This is a genomic window from Sphingomonas sp. GC_Shp_6 (assembly GCF_026540835.1).
In the GTDB taxonomy this organism is placed as follows: Bacteria; Pseudomonadota; Alphaproteobacteria; order Sphingomonadales; family Sphingomonadaceae; genus Sphingomonas.
The window spans coordinates 93,056-111,652 of record NZ_JALNUO010000007.1 but is presented as its reverse complement, the minus strand read 5'-3'; the positions used below and the strand labels follow the sequence as shown (position 1 = coordinate 111,652).

The window sequence follows — 18,597 nt, the reverse complement described above, 5'->3', positions numbered from 1 at the left end:
GATATGGATGAACGCTAATCCCGACTGGGCGCTATACCGCACGCTGCTCGCGGTGATCGAGGATGGCTCGCTGTCGGGCGCGGCGCGTCGGTTGGGGCTGACCCAGCCGACCGTGGCGCGTCACGTCGATGCACTCGAAGCCGCGCTAGGCGCCGATCTGCTCGTACGCTCGCAACGCGGCCTGGTGCCAACCGACCTCGCTTCCTCGCTGCGCCCGCATGCCGAAACCATGGCGGCCACAGCCGCGGCGCTGCTGCGCACCGCGAGCGGCACAATGGGCGAGGTAGCGGGAACGGTGAGGATCAGCGCCAGCGAGGTGGCGGGCGTCGAGCACCTGCCACCGGTTCTGGCGCGGATGCGACGCGACCACCCCGCGCTCACCATCGAGCTGGCGCTGACCGACCGGGTGGACGACCTGTTGCGCCGCGAGGCCGACATCGCCGTCCGCAACACTGAACCGACACAGGGCGCGCTGGTCGCGCGCCGTCTGCCTCCCATCGACCTCGGCTTCCACGCGCGCCAGGACTATCTAAATCGGCGCGGCACGCCGGCCGATCTGGCCGGGCTTGCCGGGCACGACCTGATCGGGTTTGACACCGAGACGCCGGCCCTGCGCACCATGGTCGCCGCCGTGCCCGGCTTGGAGCGGAGCAGCTTTGCGCTGCGTTCCGACAGCAATCTGACGCAGCTCGCATGCCTGCGCGCGGGGTTCGGTATCGGCTTGTGCCAAGTAGCGGTCGCACAGCGCGATCCGGCGCTGGTGCGGGTGCTGAAGAATGTGACCTTTACGCTACCGCTCTGGATCGCAATGCACGAAGATTTGAGGACGACAGTCCGCTACAAGGTCGTGTTCGACACGCTGGTGAGCGCCCTGCACGCTCCCGTCTGACCAGCAGATTTCGTCAGGCCAGCTTCCTGGCCGAACGGACGGTGAGCATTCTCGAAACTCGATCCTAATCGGAAAAGTCATGACACGCCGCGCAGCGCGAAGTTGGGTGTGGCGTCCGCCCGGCGGAATTGCTTGCGGTAGAGGTTTGGCGGTATGCCGACATTCGCAGTGAAGTGCAGCCGCAGATTGGTCGCGCTTCCCATGCCTGCTTTATCGGCAATATGTTCCATGGGCAGGTTCGTCGTCTCAAGGAGATCACGAGCCAGCGCGATCCGTTGCATAGTCAACCATGCCAAGGGGCTGTCCCCTGTTTCTTCCCGGAAGCGTCGCGCAAGCGTGCGTTCGCTCATGCCCGCAGTGCGGGCCATTCGGTGGATTGTCCACGGCACCGCCGGATCGCTCCGCAGCCGGTCGAGCAAACCCCCGAGCGGGCTATCCGATCGCGCCATCACCGGGCGTTCGATGAACTGAGCTTGCCCCCCGCTGCGATGCGCCGCGACCACCATGCGTCGCGCAACGCTGTTCGCCGCATCCGGGCCGAAGTCCATGCGCACCAAGTGGAGCAGAAGATCGATGCCGGCCGCCGATCCGGCGGAGGTGAAAAGACGATCGTCACCCGCATAGAGGGTGTCGGCATCTACGAGGACCGCTGGGTGAGCAGCTTGCAGGCGTTCGGCGTAGCGCCAGTGCGTTGTTGCGCGACGGCCATCCAGCAGCCCCGTCGCCGCTAGCAGGAAAGCGCCAGAGCAGATCGAGACTAGCCGTGCCCCTCGCGCGTGTGCGGCAAGCAGGGCCTCGCGCAGGCGTCCCGATGGGGGCTCGCCTTCCGATCGCCAGCCGGGAACAACGATCGTCCCGGCTTCGGCCAGCGTATCGAGGCCGTGATCGACCTGGACCGCCAGCCCGGCATTGGTTGCCAATTGGCCGGGGCGTTCAGCGCAGGACACAAACCTGTACCAGTCAGCACCCATCTCCGGGCGCGCAAGACCGAACACCTCCGCCGTGATGCCAAACTCGAACGTGCAAAGCCCGTCATAGGCGAGAGCGACAACGAGGCGGTTAGGAGCTTTGGGGGCCGTTGGCCTAATCCTTTCGATAAACGGCAATCCAGCCGATGGCGAGTGCCGGGAGAGATCGTCCACAAGGCGTCATTAACAGGAGGTGACCCGTGCCCAATGCCGTGATCGACATACCCGCAGCGCCTGCCCCCGAGGCTGAGGCTCATTTCGCTGGCAGCTTCCGGTTTGAGACGGATTGCTGGGACGTGCATGAGGCGCTTTCTCAGCGCGATTCCGGCTTCGTGCTGCTCGACGTGCGTGGTCCCGACCTGTTCGCCAAAGGCCATGTGCCGGGCGCGATCAATCTGCCTCACGGCAAGATCATCGCTTCCAAGTTATCGGCGTGGCCGGCGGACACCATGTTCGTCACTTACTGCGCCGGACCTCATTGCAATGGCGCAGCGCGAGGCGCGCTTCGATTGGCGCGGCTGTCGCGGCCCGTGAAGATCATGACGGGGGGCGTGACGGGTTGGATCGACGAAGGTTTTCCGCTCGAAAGCGGCCAGCCGAGTGCCTGACTCTGTTCCGGCAACCGCTTCCATTAAGCATGGCTTCCATGTCCGTCCCACCAGCGGGGCCGACGCGGAAGCGATGCTCCCGCTGATCCGCAGCCACGCCGCATATGAGCGGGGGGAAACCAGCGTCAGCGTAGCCGCCCTGCGTTCCGCCCTTGAGCCGCCGTTTCTTCTTCTAGGCTGGGTCGCCATGCAGGCAGGCCAGCTTGTCGGCTATGCTACCGCTACGCTGGATTTCTCGACATGGACGGGGCGATCGTTCCTGCACCTCGACTGCCTGTTCGTGCAGGAGGGCTGCCGGGGTGGTGGGATCGGGGCCGCTCTACTGGAAGCTGTACGCGCACATGCGGCGGAACGGGAGATATCCGAAATGCAGTGGCAGACACCCAACTGGAACAAGGACGCGATTCGTTTCTACCTTCGCGAAGGAGCAGTGATGGTGCCGAAAGAGCGCTTCACGCTACGCATCATGCAAGCGCACATTCTCGATCAACGATCCCAATCGAGACCGTTGCCGGCGCTGGCTTGATCTCGTGGAGCAGTCCGGCGATGGCGCAGAGGCCGGCTACCATTCGTAGGCGGGCAACTCCTCGATCTGCGCCTCGTCGCGATCGAACATCACCCAGAAAGCAGCCTTCTCGCGCGCGAGTGCCAGGCAGGCGGTGAGGTCCGGCGGCAGCTCGCTGTCGGCGTCCTCGGGCACGTAGACGAACCAGCCATAGTCGCCCTTGCGCCATGCCGGACCGGCGTAATCGGCCAAGAAAAGGTTGCAGGTCTCCTCGGTGAGGTGAGCCGTGGAAAGAATCAGCATCGGCTCGATCGCGGCAGCTGCGGTGCCGGTCGCAGCCGGTGCGGTGGAGTGAACGTCCATTTGAACCTCCTTCGGGTCAGGCGGCCAGATCGAGGCCTTGGGTGGCAACGGCGAGGCCGGCGTTGAAGCGCTCCAGCCAGTCCGCCATGGTCGGACGCTCCGCGACTGGGATCATGGCGGCGACGTCCTGGAAGCGAATGAGGTCGGCCGGCGCATCGCGCCAGATGCGGTCTACCTCGGCTGATGGCAGCAGCCGGTCGCGGCGGATGAAGTCGGTCATGCGGCCCGGGCGCGCGCGGGTCGTCTTGCGCCATAGGCCTTCGACGGTGTGGAGTCGCGGCGCGGCACGGGCCTCCACCAGCACGATCAGCCGCAGGCACCAGGTCGGCAGTTCGCGGACCTCGTCGGGCGTCATGCCGATGCAGAACCAGCAGCTCGACTTGGGCGGCACCGGCAGGCCCGCGGCCTCGATCCGGCGGGTACAGGCGTCCCGGTCCCATCCCCATCGCCGCAGGGGATAGTCATAGTCGTACAGCGGATCCTCGATCGTGGCGGCATGGGATGCGCGCAGCGTGTCGCGCACGCCGGCGTCGAAGCCGATCAGGCGGGTGACCTTCTGGCCCCTGCCCCACGCCTCGACCGCCGGAGCCCATGTGCGCAGGAAAGCGTCCTGGGGTGCCTTCTTGTATTTGAGGCTGCAGCTGGACCCGTCCATGCTCTTGCTCGGCAGGGTGGCGTTGGTCAGCGCCATCTCCAGCAGCGAGTAGTAGGGCGGCCAATGCTTGAACCGCTTGGGCTGGTAGCGGACCAGTTCGTGGGTGATGCCGCGTTCGTCCAGCGTGTCAAAGCCGGCGGCGAGATCGGCGTCGTCGCCGTTCGTGTCGAGGATGTCGGCCGCTTGCTGCGCGGTGCGGAGTAGGGCGGCATCTTCGCGGCTCATCAGCAGCGTGAACGCCGCCTAGGTGAAGGTGTTGGACATGTGGGTCCCTTCCATGTTCGTGAAGGGCGGTGCCGGGGTCTGCCGATGCACCGTCCCTGTGTGGCTACGGGATCAGGAGGCGGCCGCTGCCGTCATGCGCGCGCGTGCGGTCTCCGCGACCTCGGGAAAGGCGCGCGTGAGGTTCCCGTGGATCACCTCGAAATCGGGCAGAGCGAAGCGGCCATCGGCGTCGGGCCGAGACGTGTGGAGCGCGCCGATCACGAGCTCGACCGGGTCGTTGCGCGGGATGGTCGCGGTCTTGCCCGTGTAGGTCACGGGAGGCGCGAAGCCGGCCTCCAACCAGGTGGCGAGACCCGGTTCGACGGCGTCGGCATAGGCCTGCGCCTCCGGGCCGGCACCGTCGGCGACACGGAGGGTGAGCGTCCGGTAGGTGCCGAAGTCGTGGTCGTTCGCCAGTTCGGCGAGGCGGCATCCCTCGGGCGGGGCGCCGTAACGCGCAATGATAGCGAGGCGATAGATCTCGACCTCGAAGATGTTCACCGCGGCGAAGTTGGCCGTCTGGCCGAGCTGGGCGCATTCGGCTTCAGCGGGCGCACCGCCGAGATCGATGATGTCGGGCATGGGGATCTCCGTCGATCCGGAACGGATCGATCGCCCTCGCCCTCTCCGCTCCTAGCTTCGATTGCCCTCGATCCAGCGCTTGGCCGCGATCTGGGCAACGCCGTCGCCCGTGGCGCTGGTCTTCAGCCGGTCGAGCTCGAGGGTGCGACCGATATCGTCGGGCAAGTCAGCCCATGGGCGTGCGATGTCGATCGCCGCGGCCGGGCTCGGCAGTTCGCCGTTGGTGGTGCCCTGCCAGATGAAGCTCGTCTCCTCGCCCTCGTCGTCGGGGTCGGGGCGGAAAACCTGGACGAAGAATGTGTTGAGGGGCCGGTCCCATCCGAGGGTGACGGAGGTGGCGCCGGTATGGCCTGGAAAGACGTGACGGCTCATTTCAGCTCTCCGAGTTAGACGGTACTGGAGCGTGGCTGGTCCTGTTGATGGGAAGCTACCAGCGAAGGCGGGTCGATGCGATGGTGGACGGCGTTCCCTGGTCGAGCAACCAGTTCAGGCCGTGAGCAGCTTCTGCGCCGGCGTCTCCTCGATCGCAGGCACCATCAGCTCACGCCGTAGGCGGTCGGCGAAGCGTTGCGGGTCGAGCAGGACGCGGACGGCCGCGAAATGGGGTGCTTGCTCCACGCCGCCCTTGATCGCGCGATAGCTCACCTCCCGACCTTCATGGAGACCGCCGACCCGCAGCGTTACCGAAAGCACGCGGCTTACCAGCGTCACGGCACCGGACTGCGAGGCGTCCCCCATCCACGAGGAAACCGTGTGGCTGTCGGGCGCGAGCGTCAGGGCCTGCGCCAACAGGCGCAGTGCCTTGCGGCCATCCTTGTGGAAGCGATCCTTGGCGGCCGCGTCATAGGCGACCCCGCCGATCGCGAGGGCGAGCAGCGCCGGGAAGCGCTCGATGTCGCCCAGGCGGCGCCGGCAGGCGGCCTGCAGCACGGCCTCGCTGGCGCGGTTGCTGGACACCACCGCCAGGTGGCGCGCGAGCAGCACGACGGCCGGATCCGTGTCGGGATCGACCCCGGCGTTGCGGCAGTCGATGATGCCCTGTTCGATCGCGTGCAGCGTCGTGCGGATAGTGGTGAGCGCGCTGGGGTCGAGCGCCTGTTGGTGGCGGTGCGCGGTGTCGAAGTTCATCGGGGGCTCCCGGTCTGTCGAGCGCATCGTCACGCCCGCCAGCCCACTCCCTCTCCCCTCCGCAGCACCGGCTCGGCTCGGAAAGATGTTGCCTGAATCCGGAAAGAAGTTTCCGGTCTCGCGGGCTGCGCCAATCCGTCCGCGAAAGCACGAAGCGAGGCGCTAGTCGTCGGAAGGAGCCCCTTCACAGGCGAGGCGCTTGCCGTGACGCCAGTCGGCCGGGTCGAGAAAGGAGCCGGCATGCGCGCCGGTGTGTGCGGCGACGGCGTGATCGTAGGCGGCCTGGTAGCGCGACGCGCGCGCCGGGTCCGCCTTGAGGAAACTCGGTCGGGGCACGGCGAGGCCGTTCTCGATCAGCGCTTGCCCAAGATCCTCGCCGTCGACGTCGACGGTCGCCACCGGCCGGCCGTAGCTTGCGGTGCCGACCGTCCGAATCGTGATCTCCGAACGCTTGAGCAGACGGGACGTGAAGTCCTGCGCGGCCTTGCCGCAGGGCCAGCACCCGTCGGCACGTCGGCAGAGCTGGTGCTTCTCGAAGGCGTCGGCGCCGAGCAGGCGGTAGTCGACCGCGACCGTGTCGCCATCGATCGCGTGTGCCTTGGCGGTCATCGCGTCGCCGTTTCCGGCCTCGGTGGTCGCGCGGTGGCACGACGAGAGCAGGAGGGCGATGCAGATCAGGCGCATTCGAGGATCCTCGGTTCGGTCGCTTGCTCCACCGGCTCGACGATGCGCCAGGGCTGGAGCGGATCGAGCGTCGACACGATGGCCACGTCCAGGCCGGCGTCCGCCATGGCGCCGGCAACGCGCGCCGCATTGTCGTAGCTGCATAGTTGCCGCCTGAGCGGCGAGAGGGGCAGAATGTCGGGCATGGCGGTTCTCGTCAGGCTGGAGTGGCGGACGACGCGGCGAAGACGGTACGATGTACCTTGAGCTGCGGCACCACCTCATAGGCAAGGGCGCGGAAGTTGCGGATGTGGTAGCGGCCATGACCGCTGGCGGGGCGGAAGCTCAATGAGCCGCCATTCTTCACGACGATAAACTCCGCGCCGACATGGCCGTCGGTGAAGGTCAGTGGCGTTGCAAGCCGGATGTGCATGCCATCCTCGATCTTTCGGGAACGCAAGCGCAGACGATCGCGGCAGCGCTTGCGCCAGTCGAGTGCATGTTCGTTCGTCGTCGGGGTGAGCAGTCCGAGGATACGCTCGGGGCACTCGGCTTCGCACGGCCCCATGGACTCCTCCATGTCCTTGTACGCGAAGACGTAGCCGTCCTTGGCCTGCGGGCTCCAGCGAACCAGGCACACGAGCGCGATGACATAGGGCTCCTGGCCGCTGCGCTCGACGCGGGCGGCCGCGTACCAGACGCGGTTGCCGACGCAGGCGCTGGCGAGGACGCGCATGGCATAGGTGCTGCCGTCCTCACGATCGCGGCTGTAAGTGAATTGCGCATCCAAATAGGCCTTGGGCGTCGCGTGTCCGCCCATGTGGAAGCGTTGCATGCTGAGCCAACCCATGATGGGTCTCCTGGTTGGGGGTTTAGGCCGCGGCCGAAACGGACGCGGCGAAGCTGCGAAGGAAGGTGACCGCCTGCTCGGCCTTGGTGGCGGCGACAAAGATCGCGGACTTGTCGGCCTTCAGGATGCGCAGCCAGTGGTCGATGTAGCTGGCGTGGCTATCGTGGAGTTCGGTCGGTAGGCCGAGCTCGCCGCAGATCATCGCGCTGCCGAGCTCGGCGACCAACTCCTCCATGGCATAGGCCTGGTCACCGAAGCGCTTGCCGAACGTGCGATCGAGCCGGGCGCCGTGCCCCGTCCAGTGAACGGTCTCGTGGCCTCGGGTGGAGGCGTAGGCGTCGGCCGAGCGAAAGGCGCCGGGGCGCGGCAGCTGGATGTGGTCGGTGCCAGGGCAGAAATAGGCCTGGTCGCCTCCGTGGCGGACCACGGCCGGGATCGAGAAAAAGAAGCTGTTGATCGCCTCCTGCCGCTGCGACAGCGCGAGCGGCGTCGGCGGCACGTCTCGGACGTAATAATAGGCGGGCAGGCCTTCGACCTCGTCGGCGTTGAAGACCAGGTATGAGCGCAGGAAGCGGATCAGTGCCGCGGTCGCCTCGCCCGTCAGGGTCGGCCGGCCAGCCTTGCGGAAGGTCGAGGCATAGACCGAGATGGAGGCGCGGGCGGCGCGATGGACCCGGCCGCCGAGCTCCTCGGCCTGCCGGCGCGTCATCCAGTAGCGGCTGCGATATCCGCGCTCTTCGGCGGTCGCCCACAGCCAGAGCGTGTTGATGCCGGTGTAGGGCGTGCCCTCATGGCGGAGCGGTCGCCCGCCCTCGCCGGTCAGCGACCAGCCGCGGCGCCACGGCAGCGTGCCGACATCCAGGCGGGCGATGATGGTGTCGGTGATGGTCGCCGCGATCTCGCGGCTGTTCTGGGGCAGATGGGCCATGGCAGGCATCCCGGCGGGTGACGGAAGAAGGCCGCCGGCGGCCTTGGGAGCGCGCCGGCGGCAACGTGCCCAGCAGATGCGGGGGCGAGTTACTCGGCCGCGAGCAGCTGATGCTCCTCGACGTCCTCGTCGATGCCGGTGCCGGCGCTCTCGTCACCCTCGTCGGGGCTCGGTCGCTCCTCGCCGATCGACAGCTCGCCGTCGTCGTCGGGACCGTCCCCGACCAGCGCAGCGAGGTCGTCGCCGCCCAGGCCGTCCTCGTCGTCAGCGCCGATCAAGCCTTCGAGGTCGCCCCCGTCCTCATCCTTGTCGGCGGACGCGGTGTCGTTGAACCGCATCGCGGCCGGGACCCAGGCTAGCGCCGCGTCCTTAACCTCGGTCTCGACGATCGCGTTGCCGCTGAACAGCTTCTCGCACGAGGCCGAGATCTCGGGCTTCTTGCTGCTGGCGTGGCGGCCGGAGAGCGCGGGACCACCAACATCGTCCAGGAGCGAGAGCAGCGTTCCCTTGGACACGCGGTCGAAGAAGTTCTCCGACGTCGGCCGCCACCAGCTGGCGACGTCGACTTCGAGGATAGTCGCGAGCCGGTTCTGGAGCGGGTTCTGCTTGTGGCTGCCGTAGAGCTCCTTGGCCTCCAGCGACGTCGCCACGATCCAGGCGAGCCAAGCGGCCTTGGCCTCGTCGCCGAGCGCGCGAAACGCCTCGAACCGCTCGACCTTGCCACCGGGCACGCCCCACGAGGCGTCCAGACCGTCATGCACCTCGGCGAGGTAGTCGTGTGCGCGCGAGCCGGGCACGCTGTTCGACATCACCGGGTCCTGCGGCTTGGACGCCGAGATCGTGGTGCCGTCGCCCGAGCCGCCCATGGTGCGGCCGTCAACCATCGCGAACAGCATGTAGTCGAGCGCCAGCGCCGGGTTGGCGATCAGCGCCGCCCCCAGCACGTCGCGCCGCTGGACCGACAACTGGTCGAGCAGCACTTGGCTGAGCGCCTTGCCGCCCGGTGCCGCGGCGTCCGGGTCGACCGGCGCGGTCGCACCGCCACGGGAGGGCGCGCTGCCTTCCTCGATGTAGAAGGTCGGGCTGGCGACCGGCGCCGCCACCTCGCCCTCGCCAGCTTCGCCGTCGGTCTCGCCGCCCTCGATCGTCTCCGGCTCGACCATGGTGATGGTCAGCGGCGTCTCGCTGTAGAAGTTGTCGTCGAGCACCATCTGGCCCTCGCGCGAGAGCGTCAGGAACGTGCCGACGCGCGACGCGATCTCGGGGGGCAGGACCTGCAGGCTCGCCTGCAGCTGGCCGAGCTGCGCCTCGATCGTCTCGACTTCCGCTTCGAGCGCGGCGCCGGCCTCCTCGTCGACGTCGCCCGATTCCATCTCGGTCTCGATCTCGCCGAGCCGCTCCTCGAGGCGCATCTCCGTCGCCTGCTCGTCCTCCGTCATCGGCCTGGTCGGCACGTCGACCTCGTGCAGCGTCCGGGTCGCCTCGTAGCTGCTGGCGCTGGCGATCGGCCGCACCCAGGCCAGGCCGAGTTCCGTGCCGACCCGCTGCGCCTCGGTCTCCATCAGCGCGGCGGCAAGGGCCTGCGCCACCTCCGGCTTCGTCCACTTGTCGCCGGCCTCGGTGAAAAGGTCGCGGTCGATGATGCCGCCCGCGGCCACATAGGCGTCGGCGCCGACCAGGATCGCGACCGGGTCGGACGACTTCATCGACTCGTTCGCGATCAGGCGACGGATGCTGTCGGCGCCGTAGTGGCTCATCCGGCCATAAGCGTTCCAGACGCTGAGCTGGCGATCGTGGCTCTCGGTCGAGGCATAGGCCTTGGCGAGGTCGAGCGTGATCCGGCCTTCGGCCAGCGCCTCGAAAATCGGCTCCGCCAGCTTGGCGAGACGAAGACGACCCTCGACGAAGCGGCGGGTGACGCCGAACTTCTTGGCGACGCCATCGACGTCGCCGCCCTGGGACAGGATCAGGTCGAAGGCGCGGCATTCGTCGGCGGGCGTCATGTCGCGACGCTGGAAGTTTTCGGTCAGCGACACCTCGGAGAGCGACAGGTCGTCGCCGGTCATCAGCTTCACCGGCACGTCGTAGTCGGCAGCGTCGATGTCGCCGCGGGAGGCGAGCAGCATCAGCGCCGCATAGCGGGTGTAGCCGGCAACGATGCCGAACGAGCCGCGAGGCTTCTTGAGCGGGGTGACGATCAGGTTCTGCAGCACGCCCATGGCGAGGATGCTGGCGGCGAACTGCTCGGTATCCTCATCGCGCGTCTTCCGGACATTCAGGTCCGAGGGCACGAGCTTGGCGAGCTTCACGGTCTGGATCATGGGGAAACACCTTCTTGCTGGGATCCGGCATCTTCCGGACACCCCAGCTCCTCCCCCTCCCTCTTGGCCCCGGGTCGCCCCGGCGCTTCGGAACCAATGACCCGGGCTAAGCCGCCAGGTCCGTTGCCGGCAGGGTGGCGAGATCCAAGCCGCGATGGTCGATCCACCATTTGGCGTCCGTTACCGGCGCGAATGCCGCGGTGCGGGCCGGCAGAGTGCGGTGCAGGGCCGCCAGACGCTCCAAACGGATCGTCGCGGCCCAGGCGACCTGCCGGTCGCTACCCGTCAGCGCCGGCAGGTCGACGCCGGAGAGCGTCGTGCGATCGAGGTCGGCTTGGATGTCGGCCTTGGCCTTCTTGCTAGCCTTGAAGCACGGCTTGCATTTCATGCGGGCAAGCTTGCGCGCCTGCGCCTCGGCATCACTGGCGAATGTGCCTCCGACGAAGTGACGCTCGACATGGCCGCAGCTGTGGGTGATCTCGCGTTCCATGGCTGTTCCTTATCCCGGCCGCTAATGACGGCCTAGCGCGGGTGAGTCGGGCCGAGTCCTTTTCGCGCCCGGATGCAGCTGCCGGTTGGGTGACCGGCGACCAGCTATTGCAGCAGCGTCTTGAGGATCGCGTCCGCGGTCGGTGCCGGTACGAAGAGGCGCGTGCGGTAGGCGATGATCTCCGTGAAGCAGCCGATCGACTTCAGCCAAGGCAGCTGGGCCGCCGGGGCTCCGATCAGTTCGAGCCGCTGTGTCCCGTTCACCAGGGACCGCTTGATCGTCAGCGGGAACGGGCGGGTGACGTCGACGACCCGCCCAGCCATCACCGCCTGGGCGATCACGCCCGGGTCAAGCTCGTCGGTCTTGGCGATGCCGAGCCTGGTGTAGAGCTGCGCGACATTGTGGTCGTAGACGATGCGGCCGAGCCAGCTGTTGCCGGCGTCGTCGACGATGCGGTTGACCGCCATCGAGTCCGCCGGCAGCGCCGACCAGATCGGCAGCAGCAACCCGGTCGCGAGCCGCACCGTCTCGGTATCGACTTGGGTTGCGGCCTCGGCCGCCTCCGCGCTCCAGGCGTGCATGAAGTCGTTGCGGTTGATCGGCTCCCAGGCGCTCTCGAAAAGGTCGGTCTCGCCCATATACTCGCGCCGGCAGGGCCGCTGCAGTTCGAGACGCGGGATTGGCTTGCCCTCCTCGTCCATCCACGGCCGCGCCTTGGTGCGGAGCGCTACCTTGCCGGATTTGGCGTTGACGACGAACATCGCATCGTCGTCATAGGCTGCCCGGTCGAGGATACGCTCCAACGAGATGGGCGTCTTGCGACGCGCGATCTCGATGGTGAGCAGGTGCGAGGTCGCGCCCGACAACGGGTCGGTCCGCAGCACGGTGTCGTCGATAAGGGTCGCGGTGTCGGCCGTGATCGTCTCGACGCCCACGTCGAGCGTACCGGCCTGTCGCGCCGCGGCGACGCGGGTCTCGACCAGCGCCAGGAACTCGTCGAAAATCGCGTTCTGGAGCGGGATGCCTAGCGCCAGCAGCCGATTGAGCCAGCGCTGGATGGGCGGCAGCTCGTCCTTGAGCACGCCATCCTTGTCGTGGATCTCCAGGCCGGTGCGCGAGCAGAAATCATCGAGCGTGGTGCTGGTGAGCTTGCCGCTGTTGAGGAGGTGGAACCAGGTGACCAGCGCGTCCTTGGCATACTCGCTTTCGAGGTTGTCGGCGGGATCGAACAGGTTCTGGCCCCCGGTCTGGCGCTGACCGCGGGTGAGCGCGCCCAGACTGTCGAGACGGCGTGCGATGGTGGAGGTGAAGCGCAGCTCGCCCTTGCAGTCGGTGGTTACCGGCCGGAACAGCGGAGTCGACGCCTGATGGGTGCGATGCGTGCGGCCGAGCCCCTGGATCGCGCGATCGGCGCGCCAGCCCGGCTCCAGCAGGAAGTGGACCCGCTGCTCCCGGTTCACCGCATCAAGGCTGGCGTGGTAGGACCGACCGGTGCCACCCGCATCCGAGAACACTAGGATGCGCTTGGTCCCGGCCATGAACGCGGCCGCTTCAGCCTGGCTGGTGCGGCTGCCACGGATTTCGATCTTCTGCCGGCCATCGTCGCCGGCGACGAGCCGCTTCGAGCGGCCCGTCACCTCCGCCACCTGGTCGGTGCCGAAATGCTCGATCAGCGCGTCCAACGCCGACTTGATCGGGGGAAGCGCGCACAGCTGCTCAATCAGCCCGTCGCGGGCGGCGATCGCGTCGGGATTGTGGACCGGCTGACCGCCCTCGTCGACCATCGGACGCGAGTGAACCGCGCCGGTGTCATCGGTGTAGGGCTGCATCTGGCGTGTCGGAAAGGCGCGCATCAGGTAGTCGATCACATACTCGGTCGGGCTGAGGTCGATCACGGGATCGGCGCGCTCTTCGGCTGTCATCTGCGACAGCCGGCGATCGAGGATCGCTTCCGCGGTCGTGACCAGCTGCAGCACCACTGACTGACCGGCGCGGATGTGGCCCTCGACCGCAGGGATGACGGTCGGCAGCTTCATCGCCAGCAACACCTGGCCGAAGAACCGCTGCTTGGTGGACTCCAGACGCGAGCGGGCTGCCGCCTTGGCACCGCTGTTGAGCGTCTCGTTCTTCAGGCGGTCGACCACGCCGGTCATTTCGAGCGCCGCTTCCATGTTCTGGTGGATGATCGCCCATGCCTCGGCGTAGCTGTTGTAGATCTCGATCTGGATCGGGGTCAGGCCGTGGCGCAGCACCTCGTATTCGACACCGGCGAAGCTGAGTGCGCGCGACGTGTAGAGCCCGAGCGCCTTGAGATCCCTTGCGACGAGCTCCATGGCGGCGATGCCGCCCTTGCGGATCTCGGCGATGAAGGCTTCGCGATCGGCGAAGGCGGTTTCCGGCCCCCACAGGCCGAGCCTGACCGCATAGGCCAGATTGTTGACGTCCGAGGCCCCGGTCGCGGAGGCGTACAGCACGCGCGCGTCGGGCAAGTTGTTCTGGAGCAGCACGCCGCAGATGCCCTGCTGCGATCCCTCCTTGGCGCCGAGCGCGCCCTCGCCACCAGCGACGCCGCCCATTTCGTGCGCCTCGTCGAACGCGATCACGCCGTCGAAGTCGGGACCGGCCCAATCGATGATCTGCTGCAGTCGGCTGGCGTCGCCGCGGGCGGAGCGGAGCGTCGGGTAGGTGACGAACAGCACGCCCTCGTCGAGCGCGATCGGCTGGTCGATCTTCCAGTTGGACGCGGGTTGTACGTCGGCCGACAGGCCACCAAGCGCGGTCCAGTCGCGGCGCGCGTCCTCCAGCAGCGGTTCGTTCTTGCTGACCCAGATGTGCCGGCGCCGGCCGGCGAGCCAGCTGTCGAGGATGCAGGCCGCGACCTGACGACCCTTGCCCGCGCCCGTGCCGTCACCCAAAAAGAAGCCCTTCCGGTAGCGGCGCCCGGCGGGATCGATCGTCAGGCCCACCCCTTCTTTGGCGGGCACGAAGCTGCCGGGGATCAGCTGGGTCCAGGCGTGGCCGGCATAGACCACCGTTTCGAGCTGTGAGGAGGACAGCAGCCGCTCGCTGACGGTGCGTTCCGGCAGATGCGGAACATGGGTCGGGATCGGCGCCGGGATCGAACCCATGGCGACCGACTCCACCAGCGCCGTCGGATGGTCGCCTGCGGCATCGAACACGATGCGGCTCGGCCGGTACGGCAGGTAGACGCCGACCTGCTCTGCCAGCGGCGCGGGCGTCGGCAATGTCTGATAGGCAACCGGCAGGACGTTGTTGCGAACGGGCGCATGGAATGGCCGCGGCGCGGCAACCTTGGTCGAGCGTGCCGCACCGAACAGCGCAGGCTTTTGTACCGCAGGTTTGGACCTCGGGGTATCACCCACCAGCGCGGCACGGGCCGGCACCTCCAGCACGTCGAGAAAGGCAGCAACCGAGCTGCGCTGTACGGTGACCGTGGTGTTGGCCCCCGGCAGCTTGTCGATGGCGTAGAGCCGGACGGCGATGTTGGTGCCGTGCTTGCGGTAGCAGTTCTCCAGGCGGAGCGAGGTCCGCACCGTGCAGCCGGTCAGCACCGCGTCATAGGCGGCTTTCACGCGCGCGCTGGGCGTGAACCAGTCGGGCATGATTGCCACGATCCGTCCACCCGTGGCGACACGCCGGATCGCCGCCTGCAGGTGGCGCATCGCGGCGAGGTCGTCGGTGCCGCGCCCCAGGCTGCGCGCGAAAGGCGGGTTCATCAGCACAACAGTCGGCCGAGCCAGGCTGGCATGGAGGCTGACCAGCGCCGCGGCGTCATGCCCGGTGATCGTGGCGATCGGGAAGATGCTGGCGAGACGCGCGCGCCGCTTGGGGTCGAGCTCGTTGAGTTGCAGCGCGGCCGCGCTCGGCGCCTGCGCTACCAGGAGGCCGTTGCCTGCGCTCGGTTCGAGAACAATGTCATCCGCGCCGATCGCCGCGAGCAGGACCGCGATCGCGGCAATGTCGGCCGGCGTCGAGAACTGCTGCAGGTCCAACTGCTCTTCGCTTCGGACGGTCTGCGTCGGCAGGCGCTCCATCAGCGCGCTCGCGGCCGCGACGTCGTCGAAGCCGGTCAGCGGCAGGCCCCCGGATGCGAGATGGAGTGCCAGCGAATGTTCCAGGACCTCGAAGCTGTCGCGCTGCGTCCAGCGGCCGTCCGCGTCTGAGCCGCCATAGGCCGCGATCATCGCGGCGTTCAGGTCCTTGCGGGCGACGGAAGCGCCGGATGCAAGCAGGGTCGCGATGGCGCGGGCGGCGGGCAGCTCGTCGACGGGGACGATGTCGAGCAGGTCGGGCATGATGGCGCTCCTTGGATCTTGCCACCACTGCGGCGGCTCAACCGCCCGCTCCCCCTCCCCTCTCCTGCGCCTCGAGCACTTGAGCCCAATCCTTGTGGCGGTCCGGAACGTCGACCTCGATGGTGCGACCGGGACCGGCATAGGCCTCCAGCGCGCGCGCGATGGCTCGCCGGCCGGCGAGATCATTGTCACCGGCGAGGATCAGGCGCGTGACGCTGGCGGGAACGTCCACGAGGTCGAGTCGTCGGGAGCCGAATGTAGCCCAGCAGGGGTGGCCGCGGATCCGCGACCAGGCGCGGGCGGTCTCGAAGCCCTCGGCGAGACCGATCGTCGACGCGAAGCCTCCGCCCTGCCAAACGGCGTGCCCGAGCGTGCCGAGCGTTGCCTTCTCCGTATATCCGGCCGTCTTCGGATCGAGGAAGATGCGCTGGAACGCGACCAGGTGTCGGCCTTCGCGCGCGCCAACCAGCAGCGCCGGGAGAAACCGCGTGATCGGCCGCGGACCCAACGGACAGCGGGGGTGGAAGCGCACGTCGGTCGGCAACGGAAGAAGATGCCGGTTCGATAGATAGCGCTCGCCGAGCGTGCCCGGGACAGGACGCGCATCGGCCCACAGGCGGTCGATGTTCGCGGTACGGGTGGCCGGCTCGACCGGAGGAGGCACATAGCGGCGGGAGAGCGGGATGCGCCCCAGTTCGCGCAGCACGTCCTCCGCCTCGCATCCGGCAAAGCAAGTGACCAGCAGGCCGCGGTCGCCCTGTCGGATCGAGAGGCTGGCCGTCCGGTCGGAATGTGCCGGACAGCGACACATGGCGGTGTTGCCGTGCCAGGTGCCGCCCAGCGCGCCGACGAGGTCGACCATCTGTTGAGACGGCCGGTTCGCGATCAGGGTCATGAGCTCGGCCCTACCGTTGGCGGGACGGTGACCTTGCCGATGGCATATTTCGCCCGCTGGTCGCCGAACCAAGCTGTGACCGCTTCGCCATCGTCCAGAGGGTGAACGGCGCGACCCCGTGGAGGCTGGCGACGAACATAGGCCGCCAGCTCGGCGCGGGCCTCGGCTTCGTCGTCATGGAAGCTGACATGGTCGGGTGAACCCGGATCTCGGATCGCAAGAATGGTGCGGGGCATGAGAGGTCCTCGCTGACCGGCTGGAACAGCCGGCGGCCGCGGCGTGGACAATCCCACCGCTAATCTCACCCCTCCCCCTCCCCTGTTGAGACCCGTAGACGTTTACGGTCCGCTAAAATCTCATTGTTATCACTAGAACGGAACCGTCACGTCTTCGCGGCGCTTTGCAACCGACGTTAAAATCGAGGTCTCGATGTCGCAGTTCAGCCCGGTCGAAATTGCCAACTGGACCGCGATCTATCTGGCGACCGCCATGTGCTGCGCTATCGCGATGACGCTCTCGGTCAGCGTCACAGTTCATGGCCTTTGGAAAGACCGGGTCTGGAACGAGCTCGGATCTGTTCGTGGCGCCACCCTGTTCCTGCCCAAGGTGTGGTGGCGCTGGCAGAAGCTCTACATCCTCTCGACTCCGGTGACCCTCGGGATCGTTTGCTGGTTCGCGGCCACGCTGCGTTGGAGCTGACGACTAGATATCGAGAGCGGCCAGCACCTTGGCCTGAGCATCGTTTCCGTCGACCTCGGCCGGCGTGAGCGTCAGCAGGTCTCCCAGCAACTGCATTCGCGGATGGGTCACCGCCTTGGCTGCGTGATAATCGTCGGTATCAAAGCCCATCGCCTCGATCACCAGCGTCCGCACCTCGCCGGTCGTGCGTGAGCGGGCCTCCAGCATGAAGTCCGGCCGACACGGGCCTAGCCGCGTCATGGTATCGAACAAGGGCTTGCCGATCGCGACGTCGACGCCGTGGGCATGGAGGATCTTCTGGCAATCCAGCAGGCTGCGGACTGCCTTCCGCTCGAAGTCGCTTTCAACCGGCACGAACAGGCGGCCGTTGAAGATCGGCTGTGCGTAGGCGCGGAGCGGCGCGTAACCCCGGGACTCGGGATATTCGCCGACCACGATGAGCACGAGGTAAGGGCCGGCGATGTGGTTGCCGCGAACCGATGGTGACTGGACGCGGTTGGCGATCGCGATGGTGTCGCCATCCGGCAGCGTGATCTCGTGGCCTTTGAAGTGGGGCACGTAGAGCAGCAGGAAGCCTTGGGGTGCGTGATCCTTCGGCCATTGTACCGCGAGTTCCCTGAGTTGGGCGTAGGCCGCCTTCGATTGCAGCGCTCGGGGATGGGTCCAGAAGGCTCGCGCCAACTCTATGCGCGGCGCGATCTCGATCTTGCCTGCGGCCGCGCCGAGGTTCGCAAAGGCCGTCCTGATCGACCATTCGTCGCCATAACGGAGCGGGGCCACGAGGTTGGAGCCGCCTGCGTCCATCAATCGCCACAGCAGGCGCGCCAGCCGCGGTGTCGACGCATGACGATGGCGATCGTCGTTGGTGTCGTCGTCCGGTGCCTGGGCGAGCCGCTCGGGCGCCGGCCGCAGCACCTCGAAGAAGCCCGAGGGCGGATCCGCTGGCGTCGTCCTGGATCGGGCCTCGGTGATGCGGAGCGTCACCTGGTCACGGAAGAAGGGGCAATCCGCCCGGTGTTCGGGACGCTTGGAACTCGTGAGGCGGCGAAGATAGTAGGTGTCTGCCTCTGACAGGAAAGCCGGAGTGAGAATGGGCGGACGAGCGCCCTGCTCGAGACAATCGCAAGCGATCCATTTGTGGCCGATCCGCGCCTGCTGGACGAGGGTGATCCCAGCCTGCTCGTCATGGTGTGTTCCCTCCCCAACGTACCAGCGCACGAGCGCCTGCTGCAGCGGCGCCGGCAGCGGTATCCGGCTCGCGCCGATCCCGTCAGTGTCACGGTCGATGAGCCACATCGGACAGCTCCTGAGCGACCCTTCCGGCGCTGTTCGAGGCCGGGCCGCCCTATTGACAATGTCGAGCGCGCTGATCTCCAGTCAACCGAAACCAGCATAACAGGGCTGTTCCGATGAAGAAGTCGTCGCTCCTAATCTCAATCGTCGCGGTCGGAGTCTACGCCACAAGCGCCTATG

Annotated in this window: 20 protein-coding genes; 4 read left to right on the top strand and 16 right to left on the bottom strand. The window is 67.3% G+C overall.

The features are described 5' to 3' along the window. Nucleotides 1–7 precede the first annotated feature (7 nt). Nucleotides 8–889 (top strand): LysR family transcriptional regulator, encoded by an 882-nt coding sequence (locus OXQ95_RS10455; protein WP_267381494.1) that lies wholly within the window; start codon nt 8–10, stop codon nt 887–889. A 77-nt stretch (nt 890–966) separates the two neighbouring features. Here the strand turns inward: OXQ95_RS10455 and ftrA are convergent, their stop codons facing one another. Beyond that, the gene (gene ftrA, locus OXQ95_RS10450) at nt 967–2,031 is read right to left on the bottom strand and encodes a transcriptional regulator FtrA (protein ID WP_267381493.1); all 1,065 of its coding nucleotides are present in this window, start codon (nt 2,029–2,031) and stop codon (nt 967–969) included. 26 nt (nt 2,032–2,057) lie between these two features. On the opposite strand from ftrA, the gene OXQ95_RS10445 reads away from it, so the two are divergent. After that, entirely contained in the window at nt 2,058–2,465 is a 408-nt protein-coding gene (locus OXQ95_RS10445) for a rhodanese-like domain-containing protein (RefSeq protein WP_267381492.1), read from the top strand. Nucleotides 2,466–2,538: 73 nt separating this feature from the next. Then, complete coding sequence (locus OXQ95_RS10440; RefSeq protein ID WP_267381491.1) at nt 2,539–2,991, top strand: GNAT family N-acetyltransferase; 453 nt, start codon at nt 2,539–2,541, stop codon at nt 2,989–2,991. A gap of 36 nt (nt 2,992–3,027) precedes the next feature. On the opposite strand, the gene OXQ95_RS10435 is transcribed toward OXQ95_RS10440, so the two are convergent. From OXQ95_RS10435 to OXQ95_RS10370, 14 genes are all read right to left on the bottom strand, one after another. Next, complete coding sequence (locus tag OXQ95_RS10435) at nt 3,028–3,333, bottom strand: hypothetical protein (protein ID WP_267381490.1); 306 nt, start codon at nt 3,331–3,333, stop codon at nt 3,028–3,030. A gap of 16 nt (nt 3,334–3,349) precedes the next feature. Beyond that, on the bottom strand, nt 3,350–4,213 hold the full coding sequence (locus tag OXQ95_RS10430; protein WP_267381489.1) for a hypothetical protein: 864 nt from the start codon (nt 4,211–4,213) through the stop codon (nt 3,350–3,352). Between the two features lie 111 nt (nt 4,214–4,324). Then, nucleotides 4,325–4,834, bottom strand: a complete 510-nt coding sequence (locus OXQ95_RS10425; protein WP_267381488.1) for a hypothetical protein — start codon at nt 4,832–4,834, stop codon at nt 4,325–4,327. A gap of 51 nt (nt 4,835–4,885) precedes the next feature. Next, nucleotides 4,886–5,206 (bottom strand): hypothetical protein, encoded by a 321-nt coding sequence (locus OXQ95_RS10420; protein ID WP_267381487.1) that lies wholly within the window; start codon nt 5,204–5,206, stop codon nt 4,886–4,888. Nucleotides 5,207–5,320: 114 nt separating this feature from the next. Beyond that, nucleotides 5,321–5,962 carry a hypothetical protein gene (locus tag OXQ95_RS10415; protein ID WP_267381486.1) on the bottom strand — a complete coding sequence of 214 codons (642 nt, stop codon included), beginning with the start codon at nt 5,960–5,962 and terminating at the stop codon, nt 5,321–5,323. Nucleotides 5,963–6,124: 162 nt separating this feature from the next. After that, nucleotides 6,125–6,646: a thermonuclease family protein gene (locus OXQ95_RS10410; RefSeq protein ID WP_267381485.1), complete on the bottom strand. Its 522-nt coding sequence runs from the start codon at nt 6,644–6,646 to the stop codon at nt 6,125–6,127. After that, nucleotides 6,637–6,831: a hypothetical protein gene (locus tag OXQ95_RS10405; RefSeq protein WP_267381484.1), complete on the bottom strand. Its 195-nt coding sequence runs from the start codon at nt 6,829–6,831 to the stop codon at nt 6,637–6,639. Before OXQ95_RS10405 ends, OXQ95_RS10410 begins: the two co-directional genes overlap by 10 nt. An 11-nt stretch (nt 6,832–6,842) precedes the next feature. Next, nucleotides 6,843–7,475 carry a hypothetical protein gene (locus tag OXQ95_RS10400; protein ID WP_267381483.1) on the bottom strand — a complete coding sequence of 211 codons (633 nt, stop codon included), beginning with the start codon at nt 7,473–7,475 and terminating at the stop codon, nt 6,843–6,845. Between the two features lie 22 nt (nt 7,476–7,497). Then, on the bottom strand, nt 7,498–8,403 hold the full coding sequence (locus OXQ95_RS10395; protein WP_267381482.1) for a zincin-like metallopeptidase domain-containing protein: 906 nt from the start codon (nt 8,401–8,403) through the stop codon (nt 7,498–7,500). An 89-nt stretch (nt 8,404–8,492) separates the two neighbouring features. Beyond that, nucleotides 8,493–10,724: a ParB/RepB/Spo0J family partition protein gene (locus OXQ95_RS10390; protein ID WP_267381481.1), complete on the bottom strand. Its 2,232-nt coding sequence runs from the start codon at nt 10,722–10,724 to the stop codon at nt 8,493–8,495. Nucleotides 10,725–10,830: 106 nt separating this feature from the next. After that, the gene (locus tag OXQ95_RS10385) at nt 10,831–11,214 is read right to left on the bottom strand and encodes a hypothetical protein (RefSeq protein WP_267381480.1); all 384 of its coding nucleotides are present in this window, start codon (nt 11,212–11,214) and stop codon (nt 10,831–10,833) included. Between the two features lie 104 nt (nt 11,215–11,318). Then, nucleotides 11,319–15,530: a strawberry notch family protein gene (locus OXQ95_RS10380; protein ID WP_267383263.1), complete on the bottom strand. Its 4,212-nt coding sequence runs from the start codon at nt 15,528–15,530 to the stop codon at nt 11,319–11,321. 37 nt (nt 15,531–15,567) lie between these two features. Continuing rightward, complete coding sequence (locus tag OXQ95_RS10375; RefSeq protein WP_267381479.1) at nt 15,568–16,425, bottom strand: toprim domain-containing protein; 858 nt, start codon at nt 16,423–16,425, stop codon at nt 15,568–15,570. Beyond that, nucleotides 16,422–16,661, bottom strand: coding sequence for a hypothetical protein (locus OXQ95_RS10370; RefSeq protein WP_267381478.1), 240 nt, complete (start codon nt 16,659–16,661; stop codon nt 16,422–16,424). Before OXQ95_RS10370 ends, OXQ95_RS10375 begins: the two co-directional genes overlap by 4 nt. Before the next feature lie 193 nt (nt 16,662–16,854). On the opposite strand from OXQ95_RS10370, the gene OXQ95_RS10365 reads away from it, so the two are divergent. Beyond that, complete coding sequence (locus OXQ95_RS10365) at nt 16,855–17,124, top strand: hypothetical protein (protein WP_267381477.1); 270 nt, start codon at nt 16,855–16,857, stop codon at nt 17,122–17,124. Nucleotides 17,125–17,127: 3 nt separating this feature from the next. On the opposite strand, the gene OXQ95_RS10360 is transcribed toward OXQ95_RS10365, so the two are convergent. Then, entirely contained in the window at nt 17,128–18,420 is a 1,293-nt protein-coding gene (locus OXQ95_RS10360) for a hypothetical protein (protein WP_267381476.1), read from the bottom strand. Nucleotides 18,421–18,597: the final 177 nt, after the last annotated feature.

Bases quoted from the DNA above. Each gene is read 5' to 3' on its own strand.
- OXQ95_RS10400 (WP_267381483.1), bottom strand. From the start codon at position 7,475: ATGGGTTGGCTCAGCATGCAACGCTTCCACATGGGCGGACACGCGACG.
- OXQ95_RS10405 (WP_267381484.1), bottom strand. From the start codon at position 6,831: ATGCCCGACATTCTGCCCCTCTCGCCGCTCAGGCGGCAACTATGCAGC.
- OXQ95_RS10375 (WP_267381479.1), bottom strand. From the start codon at position 16,425: ATGACCCTGATCGCGAACCGGCCGTCTCAACAGATGGTCGACCTCGTC.
- OXQ95_RS10440 (WP_267381491.1), top strand. From the start codon at position 2,539: ATGCTCCCGCTGATCCGCAGCCACGCCGCATATGAGCGGGGGGAAACC.
- OXQ95_RS10410 (WP_267381485.1), bottom strand. From the start codon at position 6,646: ATGCGCCTGATCTGCATCGCCCTCCTGCTCTCGTCGTGCCACCGCGCG.
- OXQ95_RS10430 (WP_267381489.1), bottom strand. From the start codon at position 4,213: ATGAGCCGCGAAGATGCCGCCCTACTCCGCACCGCGCAGCAAGCGGCC.
- OXQ95_RS10370 (WP_267381478.1), bottom strand. From the start codon at position 16,661: ATGCCCCGCACCATTCTTGCGATCCGAGATCCGGGTTCACCCGACCAT.
- OXQ95_RS10360 (WP_267381476.1), bottom strand. From the start codon at position 18,420: ATGTGGCTCATCGACCGTGACACTGACGGGATCGGCGCGAGCCGGATA.
- OXQ95_RS10365 (WP_267381477.1), top strand. From the start codon at position 16,855: ATGTCGCAGTTCAGCCCGGTCGAAATTGCCAACTGGACCGCGATCTAT.
- OXQ95_RS10435 (WP_267381490.1), bottom strand. From the start codon at position 3,333: ATGGACGTTCACTCCACCGCACCGGCTGCGACCGGCACCGCAGCTGCC.
- OXQ95_RS10425 (WP_267381488.1), bottom strand. From the start codon at position 4,834: ATGCCCGACATCATCGATCTCGGCGGTGCGCCCGCTGAAGCCGAATGC.
- OXQ95_RS10390 (WP_267381481.1), bottom strand. From the start codon at position 10,724: ATGATCCAGACCGTGAAGCTCGCCAAGCTCGTGCCCTCGGACCTGAAT.
- OXQ95_RS10455 (WP_267381494.1), top strand. From the start codon at position 8: ATGAACGCTAATCCCGACTGGGCGCTATACCGCACGCTGCTCGCGGTG.
- OXQ95_RS10380 (WP_267383263.1), bottom strand. From the start codon at position 15,530: ATGCCCGACCTGCTCGACATCGTCCCCGTCGACGAGCTGCCCGCCGCC.
- OXQ95_RS10415 (WP_267381486.1), bottom strand. From the start codon at position 5,962: ATGAACTTCGACACCGCGCACCGCCACCAACAGGCGCTCGACCCCAGC.
- OXQ95_RS10385 (WP_267381480.1), bottom strand. From the start codon at position 11,214: ATGGAACGCGAGATCACCCACAGCTGCGGCCATGTCGAGCGTCACTTC.
- OXQ95_RS10420 (WP_267381487.1), bottom strand. From the start codon at position 5,206: ATGAGCCGTCACGTCTTTCCAGGCCATACCGGCGCCACCTCCGTCACC.
- OXQ95_RS10395 (WP_267381482.1), bottom strand. From the start codon at position 8,403: ATGGCCCATCTGCCCCAGAACAGCCGCGAGATCGCGGCGACCATCACC.